9 protein-coding genes are annotated in these 10,720 nt (G+C 47.9%); all 9 read left to right on the top strand.

Annotation, left to right across the window (positions count from 1 at the left end; genetic code table 11):
- Positions 1–1,067, top strand: a 1,067-nt coding sequence (locus tag HCZ42_RS18970) for a UDP-N-acetylmuramoyl-tripeptide--D-alanyl-D-alanine ligase (RefSeq protein ID WP_167422287.1), incomplete at its 5' end; no start/stop codon positions are given.
- Positions 1,064–2,146, top strand: a complete 1,083-nt coding sequence (mraY, locus tag HCZ42_RS18965) for a phospho-N-acetylmuramoyl-pentapeptide-transferase (RefSeq protein ID WP_167422286.1) — start codon at positions 1,064–1,066, stop codon at positions 2,144–2,146. The genes HCZ42_RS18970 and mraY, both read left to right, overlap by 4 nt.
- A gap of 15 nt (positions 2,147–2,161) precedes the next feature.
- Complete coding sequence (murD, locus tag HCZ42_RS18960) at positions 2,162–3,487, top strand: UDP-N-acetylmuramoyl-L-alanine--D-glutamate ligase (protein WP_167422285.1); 1,326 nt, start codon at positions 2,162–2,164, stop codon at positions 3,485–3,487.
- Positions 3,488–3,501: 14 nt separating this feature from the next.
- Positions 3,502–4,701 carry a cell division protein FtsW gene (gene ftsW / locus HCZ42_RS18955; protein ID WP_167422284.1) on the top strand — a complete coding sequence of 400 codons (1,200 nt, stop codon included), beginning with the start codon at positions 3,502–3,504 and terminating at the stop codon, positions 4,699–4,701.
- The gene (murG, locus tag HCZ42_RS18950; protein ID WP_167422283.1) at positions 4,688–5,749 is read left to right on the top strand and encodes an undecaprenyldiphospho-muramoylpentapeptide beta-N-acetylglucosaminyltransferase; all 1,062 of its coding nucleotides are present in this window, start codon (positions 4,688–4,690) and stop codon (positions 5,747–5,749) included. The genes ftsW and murG overlap by 14 nt, the downstream gene beginning before the upstream one ends.
- Before the next feature lie 12 nt (positions 5,750–5,761).
- Positions 5,762–7,222, top strand: coding sequence for a UDP-N-acetylmuramate--L-alanine ligase (murC, locus tag HCZ42_RS18945; RefSeq protein ID WP_167422282.1), 1,461 nt, complete (start codon positions 5,762–5,764; stop codon positions 7,220–7,222).
- A 183-nt stretch (positions 7,223–7,405) separates the two neighbouring features.
- Positions 7,406–8,188 (top strand): cell division protein FtsQ/DivIB, encoded by a 783-nt coding sequence (locus tag HCZ42_RS18940; RefSeq protein ID WP_167422281.1) that lies wholly within the window; start codon positions 7,406–7,408, stop codon positions 8,186–8,188.
- Entirely contained in the window at positions 8,181–9,443 is a 1,263-nt protein-coding gene (gene ftsA, locus HCZ42_RS18935) for a cell division protein FtsA (protein WP_053408968.1), read from the top strand. Before HCZ42_RS18940 ends, ftsA begins: the two co-directional genes overlap by 8 nt.
- A 30-nt stretch (positions 9,444–9,473) precedes the next feature.
- The gene (gene ftsZ, locus HCZ42_RS18930) at positions 9,474–10,709 is read left to right on the top strand and encodes a cell division protein FtsZ (RefSeq protein WP_053408967.1); all 1,236 of its coding nucleotides are present in this window, start codon (positions 9,474–9,476) and stop codon (positions 10,707–10,709) included.
- The last annotated feature ends 11 nt before the right edge of the window (positions 10,710–10,720 follow it).

Raw genomic sequence — 10,720 nt, 5'->3', positions numbered from 1 at the left:
GCCAGACACCAACCGTCGCCATTACTGGGAGCTGCGGTAAAACCACTGTGAAAGAAATGGTTGCGAGTATCATGGCGCAAAAAGGTCAGGTACTGTTTACCGCAGGTAACTTCAATAATGATATTGGCGTGCCACTGACCTTGCTTCGTTCGACTCCGGAAGACGACTTTGCGGTGATCGAACTGGGTGCGAATCACATTGGTGAAATCGCTTATACCACGCAATTGGTCAAACCGGATGTCGCTTTGGTCAACAACGTTGCAGCCGCGCACTTAGAAGGATTTGGCTCGATAGATGGCGTTAAGCAAGCGAAGGGTGAAATCTACCAAGGATTAAAACCGGGCTCAGTAGCGGTGGTTAACTTGGACAGTAACGGCGGGGACTACTGGCAACCAGTTCTGGCTGATAAACAGGTTAAAACCTTTTCGGTGAACGCAAAGCAAGCGGACTTTTCTGCTCGCGAGATTCAGTTGAACGAGAATGGTGAAGCTTCGTTTGTACTAGTGACCCAAGATAACGAGTTCGCGGTTAAGTTAGGCATTATCGGTGTTCACAATGTTTCTAATGCTCTGGCGGCAACCGCGCTGGCGTTAGAATTGGGTGCGACCACAGAGATGATTCAACTTGGGTTAGCGAACTTGGCCAAAGTGAAAGGTCGGGTAGAAACGGTCTCCCTGAGCGAAAACATCAAATTGATCGATGATAGTTACAACGCTAGCGTGCCGGCGATGAAAGCCGCCGCAGATCTGTTGAACGGTTTCAAAGGCGTTCGTTGGTTAATTTTAGGTAATATGGCTGAGTTGGGCGATGAAAGTCTTGCACTTCACCGCCAAGTCGGGGAACATGCTGCCCCATTCAATTTTGAACACGTGCTTACCTATGGCGCTGATGCTAAAGCGATCAGCGACGTATGCGAGGGTAAGCATTTTGATACTCATGACAGTATGATTGAGTTTGTTAAGCAGCAATTGACTCAACGCCAAGAGCCTCAAACACTTCTGGTCAAAGGCGCCAACAGTGCGGGTATGAGCAAAGTCGTTGCTGCTTTAAAGGAGATATATTCATGATCATTTGGCTTGCAGAGCTGCTACAGCCATATTTTTCATTCTTCCGTTTGTTCGAGTACCTGTCATTTCGAGCGATTGTCAGTGTCTTAACTGCTCTAGGTATTTCGTTATGGATGGGACCGATTATGATCCGCCGCCTGCAGATGTTGCAGATTGGTCAGGTAGTTCGTAACGAAGGCCCTGAATCTCATTTTAGTAAACGTGGTACACCAACCATGGGCGGGATTATGATCCTGACCGCGATTGTGACAACGGTTTTGCTTTGGACGGATTTGTCTAACCCTTACGTATGGGCAGTCCTAGCTGTTCTTGTTGGTTACGGCGCTGTCGGCTTTGTCGATGACTATCGTAAAGTGGTACGCAAAAACACCGATGGCTTGATCGCACGCTGGAAGTATTTCTGGCAATCGGCGATCGCGCTAGTGGTGGCGTTTGCTCTATACGCACATGGTAAAGATACCGCTGCAACGCAGTTAGTGGTGCCGTTTTTTAAAGACATCATGCCGCAACTTGGTTTGATGTACATTGTACTGACTTACTTCGTTATCGTCGGTACCAGCAACGCGGTTAACTTAACCGATGGCCTAGACGGCTTGGCCATCATGCCAACTGTGTTGGTTTCAGCGGGTTTTGCGGCGATCGCATGGGCGACGGGTAACGTTAACTTTGCAAACTACCTACACATTCCGTATGTACCGCAAGCGTCAGAGCTAGTGGTGGTGTGTACTGCTATTGTTGGTGCCGGTTTAGGTTTCCTCTGGTTTAACACCTATCCAGCTCAAGTGTTTATGGGCGATGTTGGTTCGTTGGCACTCGGCGGCGCGCTCGGTACGATTGCGGTATTGGTTCGTCAGGAATTTGTTTTGGTGATCATGGGTGGTGTTTTCGTGATGGAAACATTGTCGGTGATTTTGCAGGTGGGTTCGTACAAGCTGCGTGGACAACGCATTTTCCGCATGGCGCCGATTCACCACCACTATGAACTGAAAGGTTGGCCAGAACCACGTGTTATCGTGCGTTTTTGGATCATTTCCATCGTTCTTGTTCTGATCGGTTTAGCGACGCTAAAAGTACGTTAAGGATACAGTTATTTTATGACCATGAATCGTTGGCAAGATATTCATAGTGTCGTCGTAGTAGGGCTCGGTATTACCGGGCTCTCTGTCGTTAAATACCTTGTGAAATTGCCTCAAGATTTAACGATTAAAGTTATCGACACACGCGCAAATCCACCGGGTAAAGATGAATTGCCTGAAGGGGTAGAACTGCACTCTGGTAGCTGGAATCTCGATTGGTTACTCGCCGCCGATTTGGTCGTCACTAACCCTGGTATCGCGCTTGCTACCCCTGAAATTCAGCAAGTGTTGCGCGCAGATATTCCCGTTGTCGGTGATATCGAACTGTTTGCTTGGCAAGTCGACAAACCAGTTATTGCCATTACGGGATCAAACGGCAAGAGTACGGTTACCGACTTGACGGGTGTGGTCGCAAAAGCGTCTGGTCTGAAAGTCGGTGTAGGTGGCAATATTGGTGTACCAGCACTGGATTTACTCAATCAAGACGCCGATCTGTACGTGCTCGAGTTGTCGAGCTTTCAGCTAGAAACCACTTCTTCGCTTAAACTGACCGCAGCCGCTTTTCTCAACCTATCTGAAGACCACATGGACCGCTACGAGGGTATGGACGATTATCGTCAAGCCAAATTGCGTATTTTCCAACACGCCGATTCATGCGTGGTGAATGCTGACGATAAAGCGACTTACCCTGACCAGGTTAGCGGTAAGTTAGTCGAGTTTAGCCTCTGTTCAGATACGCAATTTAGTCTCAAGGTAAAACAAGACCGAGAGTTCATCTGTCGTGATGGCGAAGCCATTCTTGCGTGTGACGAACTGGCGATGGTTGGTCGACACAATATCGCGAATGTGTTGGTTGTTTTGGCGCTACTCTCCGAAGCTGGAATCGATTTTACTCAGGGTTTAGGTGCACTTAAGTCTTACAGCGGTCTGACACACCGATGTCAGGTTGTTGCTGATAATCGTGGGGTTAAGTGGGTCAACGACTCCAAAGCAACCAATGTCGCGAGTACACTGGCGGCGTTATCTGGCATTTCGCTGCAGGGCAAACTGTATTTGCTGGTGGGCGGTGTGGGTAAAGGCGCAGACTTTTCTGAGTTGTCCCCCGTATTTGCCAAGTTGAACTTGCAGCTTTGCTGCTTTGGTGAGGATGCCGAGCAGTTCATGCCGCTACACAGCAGTGCCAAACGTTTTGATACCATGAATGAGATCATCGAATGGTTGGCGCCACAATTGGAAAATGGCGATATGGTGTTACTGTCACCTGCTTGTGCGAGTTTTGACCAATTTAGCAACTTTATGGCTCGTGGCGACGCGTTTACTGAACTCGCGAAGGTTTACGCTTAATCTAATCGGAAACTATGTACTTACAGAACCTATTTGACAGCGTAAAACGTTGGGTAACCACACCGTCACCGAGTGCGCTCTATGACAGACAACTCGTATGGATTTCACTAGGCCTGATGCTAATGGGACTAGTGATGGTGACGTCGGCATCGTTTCCGATCAGTTCTCGTTTAACCGACCAGCCGTTTCACTTTATGTTTCGCCACGCGGTGTTCTTAATTCTCGCGATTGGCGTCTCGTCATTCGTGCTACAAATCCCGCTTAGGCGTTGGTTCCAATACAGTATGTGGTTGCTGCTGATCTCAGTGGGTTTACTGTTCATCGTGTTGGTAGCTGGTAAATCGGTCAACGGTGCATCACGGTGGATTCCGCTAGGCCTGTTCAACTTGCAGCCAGCCGAGGTGGCGAAACTGTCACTGTTTATCTTTATGTCCGGCTATTTGGTGCGTAAAAGTGAAGAAGTGAGGTCGAGTTTCTTTGGCGGCTTTATTAAACCGATCATTGTATTCGCCACTCTGGCGTTCTTGCTCTTACTGCAACCGGACTTAGGTACCGTGGTCGTGATGCTGGTGACGCTGTTTGGTATGTTATTTATCGCCGGTGCCAAGTTAACCCAATTCCTAGCCTTAATGGTGGTGGGTTTAAGTGCAGTATCGGCGCTTATCTATTTTGAACCCTACCGTTGGCGCCGTGTTACCTCATTCCTCGACCCTTGGGACGACCCATTTGGCAGCGGCTACCAGTTGACTCAGTCGCTGATGGCGTTTGGTCGCGGTGAGTGGTTCGGTCAGGGGTTAGGTAACTCGATTCAAAAACTTGAATACTTGCCAGAAGCGCATACCGACTTCGTTTTTGCAGTACTGGCTGAAGAACTTGGTTTTGTTGGCGTGGTATTGGCGCTGGTATTAATTTTTAGTCTGGTGATTAAAGCCATTTTGATCGGTAGGAAGGCGTTTGAACACGGCCAGTTATTCGGTGGTTACCTCGCTTTCGGTATCGGTATCTGGTTCGCATTCCAGACTTTGGTCAACGTTGGTGCTGCGTCTGGTATGGTGCCAACTAAAGGTCTGACATTGCCACTGATCAGTTACGGTGGCTCCAGTTTAATCATCATGTCTGTCGCGGTATCGATATTGTTGCGCATAGACCATGAATGCCGACTCCAAGACGAAGGCGTCGAGTTAGAACAGAAAGATGCAGATGAAAACAAATAAAAGATTGATGGTCATGGCGGGGGGAACAGGGGGACACGTTTTCCCTGGGCTCGCCGTTGCGAAGAAGCTTCAACAGCAAGACTGGCAAATCCGTTGGCTCGGAACTGCAGACCGAATGGAAGCCGATTTGGTACCAAAGCACGGTATTGAAATCGATTTTATCAAAGTAAAAGGTCTTCGAGGTCAAGGTTTTGCACGTCTAATTAAGGCACCATTTCAAATCGTCAACGCCATCATGCAGGCGCGAGCGCATATGAAACGCTGGAAGCCAGATGCGGTATTAGGCATGGGCGGTTATGTTAGTGGTCCAGGTGGTATTGCGGCGTGGACGCTCGGTATCCCGGTGGTTTTGCACGAGCAAAATGCGGTTGCTGGCCTAACTAACCAATGGTTATCTAAGATCGCCAAGAAAGTGTTTCAAGCTTTCCCGGGGGCTTTTCCAACCGCAGAGGTGGTTGGTAACCCAGTGCGTGAAGACGTGGTCGCGATTGCGGCTCCAGAACAGCGCTTAGCTGATCGAGCTGATAAGATTCGTATTCTGGTGATGGGCGGCAGTCAGGGTGCGCAGATCCTCAATCGCACTTTGCCAGAAGTGATGGCTAAGTTAGGTGATGGGTATGAGATCCGTCACCAAGCAGGTAAAAATAATCAGCAAGAAGTCGCGCAAGCATACACAGATGCAAACGTAACCAACGCTGAAACAATGGAATTTATTGATGATGTTGCCGCAGCTTATCAGTGGGCAGATCTATTAGTATGTCGCTCGGGTGCTTTAACCGTATCCGAAGTGTCTGCAGCGGGCGTAGGCGCTATCTTTATTCCATTTATGCACAAAGACAGACAGCAAGCGCTTAATGCGGACCATCTGGTTGATTGCGGTGCCGCGCAAATGATCGAACAACCAGAACTGACTGCAGAAAAGCTAGCAACGGCCATTCAGGCACTAGACCGTCCGGCGTTACTGACGATGGCGAGCAAAGCTCGTCAAGCGGCTAAACTCGACGCGGACCAAGTTGTTGCCGATGCGATTATCGAGCTTACAAAATAACGAGAAACATTAATGACTGTTCAACATACACAAGATTTGGCTCAAATTAGAGCGATGGTGCCGGAAATGCGCCGTGTTAAATGCATTCACTTTATCGGCATCGGTGGCGCGGGTATGAGCGGTATCGCCGAAGTACTGCTAAACGAAGGCTACCAAATCACGGGCTCTGATATCGCTGAAAACCCAGTGACTCAACGCTTAGTCGAAAAAGGCGCAACAGTTTACATCGGTCACCAAGAGCAAAACGTCGCGCAAGCGAGCGTTGTTGTTGTTTCAACGGCGATCAATGAAAACAACCCAGAGATTAAAGCAGCGCGCGCAGCAAGAACACCGGTTGTTCGACGCGCTGAAATGCTCGCGGAGCTGATGCGATTCCGCCACGGTATTGCCGTTGCGGGTACGCACGGTAAAACCACCACTACCGCATTGGTCACACAAATTTATTCTGAAGCCGGTCTTGATCCAACGTTTGTCAATGGTGGTTTGGTGAAGAGCGCGGGCACGAACGCTCGTTTGGGCTCTAGCCGTATTTTGATTGCTGAAGCAGACGAAAGCGACGCGTCTTTCCTTCATCTTCAGCCTATGGTAAGCATCGTTACTAACATCGAAGCGGACCATATGGACACCTATGGTGGTGACTTCGAGACGCTCAAACAAACTTTCATCGATTTCCTACATAACCTACCGTTTTACGGTCAGGCGATCATGTGTGTCGATGATCCTGTGGTACGCGAACTGATCCCACAAGTCAGCCGCCAGGTGATTACCTACGGTTTTTCTGAAGATGCAGATGTACGAATCGCAAATTACCGCCAAGCAGGCCAGCAAGGTAAATTTACGGTTATTCGTAAAGGCAAAGCTGACCTTGATATCACGTTGAACATTCCTGGTCGTCACAATGCGTTGAATGCTTCCGCGGCGATTGCTGTCGCGACTGAAGATGATATTTCTGACGAAGCGATTCTACGCGCGATGGCAGGAACGCAAGGCACAGGCCGTCGTTTTGACCATCTTGGTGAATTTGATACGGGCAATGGCCAAGTGATGTTAGTGGATGATTACGGTCACCACCCAACGGAAGTTGATGTGACTATTCAAGCTGCGCGCAATGGTTGGGCGGACAAGCGTTTGGTGATGATTTTCCAACCTCACCGATACAGCCGTACTCGTGATTTGTATGATGATTTTGCCAATGTACTGGACCAAGTTGACGTACTTATTATGCTGGATGTGTACGCGGCCGGTGAAAAACCGATTCCGGGTGCTGATGGCCGAGCGTTGTGTCGCACTATCCGTGGACGAGGAAAATTGGATCCAATCTTTGTTCCAGATAGCAAGTCATTACCGTCTGTTCTCGCAAATGTTTTACAAGATGGTGATCTTGTACTTACACAAGGTGCCGGCGATGTTGGTAAAGTGGCAAAACAGTTGGCGGCTTTTGAGTTAAATATCGATAAGATGCGCAAGGCGTAACTCAAAGTTAGGATTTTGGGAAATTAACACACTTATTGCATACTAAGTGCGGATTTCTCAATTTCTGTATTTGATACTTTCGATCTCACCAGTATAATCCGGAAGTTAAAGTCAATGCTTTTCCTCCGATACGAGTGTGAGATTAGAGATAGGTTTACGAGCTAATGGCAAGGAAAATGGACTTTGATTAAAAGTGCTTTTAATGAAGGCCCTCGTTTTACTTCTAATCCACTAGTAAGAGAGCATGCTGTCGGAGGCTGCTTTTTGCTGGTGGTTTTGTTGTTGATAGGCTCACTCCTACACTCAACAATCTCATGGATGTGGGATGATCAACGACTTCCACTGTCCAAAATCGTACTTCAGGGCGATTTGCACTACGTGTCAGCTAATGATGTTCAGAGCGCGTTTGCGCGTTTAGAGCACGTTGGCACTTTTATGTCGCAAGACGTGAGCGTATTGCAAAAAGTCGCCGAGTCGATCCCTTGGGTGGCGCATGCGTCCATTCGCAAGCAATGGCCAGACACTGTTAAAGTTTTTTTGACCGAGCATAAAGCGGAAGCCATTTGGAATGGTAATGCGCTGCTGAACGCTACGGGCGAGATATTTAATGGCGATATCGGTGAATTGGAAGAAGAGCACGTAAAATTATACGGGCCAGACGGGACGACCAAAGAAGTTCTGACGGTTTGGCGTGACTTGGAGCACAAATTTGAGGCGATAGGCTTATCGATCTCCTCATTAGTGCTCAATGATAGACGTGCTTGGCAAATTATCCTAGATAACGGCATTCGCCTTGAGCTAGGCAAAGAATCATTAGAGGAGCGTATCGAACGCTTCTTTGCTTTATATAAGAATTTAGGTAGTACCACCGAGCGGGTGAGTTACATCGACCTCAGGTATGATACGGGAGCCTCAATTGGGTGGTTTCCTCAACAAGAGTTAGAACAAGAGAACACAGATGACTAAGACCGCTGATGACAACATTATTGTTGGTCTTGATATAGGCACTGCAACCGTATCGGCTCTAGTAGGCGAAGTTTTGCCTGATGGTCAAATTAATATTATTGGTGCCGGTAGCAGCCCATCTCGCGGGATGGATAAAGGTGGCGTTAACGACCTAGAGTCGGTGGTAAAGTCCGTTCAACGAGCGGTTGACCAAGCGGAGTTGATGGCGGAATGCCAAATCAGCAACGTATATATTTCTATTTCTGGTCGCCATATTGCGAGCCGAATTGAAAAAGGTATGGGAACCATTTCTGATGAGGAAGTTTCTCAAGAAGATATGGACCGTGCGATTCACACTGCGAAGTCAATTAAAATAGGTGATGAGCAGCGCATTTTGCATGTTATTCCGCAGGAATTTACCATTGACTACCAGGAAGGTATCAAAAATCCACTAGGTTTATCAGGTGTACGTATGGAAGTTAGCGTGCACCTTATCTCTTGCCACAATGATATGGCGAGAAACATCATTAAAGCCGTTGAACGTTGCGGGCTTAAGGTTGAACATTTGGTTTACTCTGGCTTAGCCGCTAGTAACGCAGTGATTACTGAAGATGAACGTGAGCTGGGTGTATGTGTGGTCGATATCGGTGCTGGTACGATGGATGTTTCCATCTGGACTGGTGGTGCACTTCGTCACACAGAAGTGTTCTCTTATGCTGGTAATGCAGTAACCAGCGATATCGCATTTGCTTTTGGTACGCCAGTTAGTGACGCGGAAGAGATTAAAGTAAAATATGGCTGTGCTCTTAGTGAGCTGGTCAGCAAGGATGATACGGTTAACGTCCCAAGTGTCGGTGGACGACCATCGAGAAGCTTACAAAGACAGACATTGTCTGAAGTGATTGAGCCTCGTTATACTGAGCTCATGGGGTTAGTTAACCAAACTATCGATACTGTTCAAGAGAAGCTTCGTGATGAGGGTATCAAGCATCATCTAGCGGCTGGTGTTGTTCTCACTGGTGGAGCGGCACAAATTGAAGGTTTGGTAGAGTGTGCGGAACGCGTTTTCCGCAACCAAGTTAGAGTCGGCAAGCCACTAGAGGTTAGCGGCTTAACAGATTACGTAAAAGAGCCGTATCATTCTACGGCAGTTGGTTTACTCCATTACGCACGTGATAGCCAAATTAACGAAGAAACAGAATACAACGAGCCAACTCGTTCTTCAGTGACTAGTTTATTTGGGCGCTTGCGCAATTGGATACAGAAAGAGTTTTAACCTGAGCAGCAGGAAAAACGGAGATAACACATGTTTGAACCGATGATGGAAATGTCTGACGATGCGGTAATCAAAGTCGTTGGAGTTGGTGGCGGTGGCGGCAACGCCGTTGAACACATGGTGCGTGAATCCATCGAAGGTGTGGAATTCATCAGCATTAACACTGATGCGCAAGCACTTCGTAAAACAAGCGTAAACAGTGTGATTCAAATTGGTGGTGATATCACTAAAGGTCTTGGTGCTGGCGCAAATCCTCAAGTAGGACGTGACGCTGCTCTCGAAAACCGCGATCAAATTAAAGAAGAGCTAAACGGCGCCGATATGGTGTTTATCGCAGCTGGTATGGGCGGCGGTACAGGTACTGGTGCTGCTCCTGTGATTGCAGAAGTAGCAAAAGAGCTGGGCATTCTGACTGTCGCTGTAGTGACTAAGCCATTTAGCTTTGAAGGTAAAAAACGTTTAGCTTTCGCTGAGCAAGGTATTGAAGAACTGTCTAAGCACGTTGACTCTTTGATTACCATTCCAAACGAAAAGCTACTCAAAGTACTTGGCCGTGGCATCACTTTACTAGAAGCTTTTGCAAGCGCGAACGATGTACTTAAAAATGCAGTTCAAGGTATTGCCGAGCTAATCACTCGCCCTGGCATGATCAACGTCGACTTTGCGGACGTAAGAACCGTGATGTCAGAAATGGGGCACGCGATGATGGGTAGTGGTGTAGCGAAAGGTGAAGACCGAGCTGAAGAAGCGGCAGAAATGGCAATTTCTAGCCCGCTGCTAGAAGATATCGATCTAGCGGGTGCTCGTGGTGTGCTTGTTAACATTACGGCTGGTTTAGATATGCGTCTGGACGAATTTGAAACTGTAGGTAATACAGTGAAAGCATTCGCGTCTGACAATGCAACAGTTGTAATTGGTACTTCTCTAGACCCAGATATGGCGGATGAAATTCGCGTAACAGTTGTAGCAACTGGTATTGGTAACGAGAAAAAGCCTGATATTACATTGGTAGCGGGTGGTAAAGCGAAGGTTGCTCCTGTCGCTCAGCCACAGACTCAACCACAAGCAGCGCCAGCTCCTCAAGTTAGCGTAAATAAAGTGGAAGAGAAACCGGCACCAACTTTGCATGAGAAACCTCAACCGGCAACTCAGCAAACGACGACAACACCGACAAGCTCGGGAGCAGGTCAAAGCGCCGCTCCTAAAGCAGACAAAGAAAGCGGCTACTTAGATATCCCAGCATTCTTACGTCGTCAGGCTGATTAACTATAAAGCAC

Source organism: Vibrio hepatarius, from assembly GCF_011806575.1.
Lineage (GTDB): Bacteria > Pseudomonadota > Gammaproteobacteria > Enterobacterales > Vibrionaceae > Vibrio > Vibrio hepatarius_A.
The sequence above is the reverse complement of the archived record's forward strand: the minus strand, read 5'-3'. Positions and strand labels throughout refer to the sequence as shown.

Coding starts and splice junctions, on each gene's coding strand:
- mraY (WP_167422286.1), top strand. CDS start 1,064: ATGATCATTTGGCTTGCAGAGCTGCTACAGCCATATTTTTCATTCTTC.
- murC (WP_167422282.1), top strand. CDS start 5,762: ATGACTGTTCAACATACACAAGATTTGGCTCAAATTAGAGCGATGGTG.
- murD (WP_167422285.1), top strand. CDS start 2,162: ATGACCATGAATCGTTGGCAAGATATTCATAGTGTCGTCGTAGTAGGG.
- murG (WP_167422283.1), top strand. CDS start 4,688: ATGAAAACAAATAAAAGATTGATGGTCATGGCGGGGGGAACAGGGGGA.
- ftsA (WP_053408968.1), top strand. CDS start 8,181: ATGACTAAGACCGCTGATGACAACATTATTGTTGGTCTTGATATAGGC.
- ftsZ (WP_053408967.1), top strand. CDS start 9,474: ATGTTTGAACCGATGATGGAAATGTCTGACGATGCGGTAATCAAAGTC.
- ftsW (WP_167422284.1), top strand. CDS start 3,502: ATGTACTTACAGAACCTATTTGACAGCGTAAAACGTTGGGTAACCACA.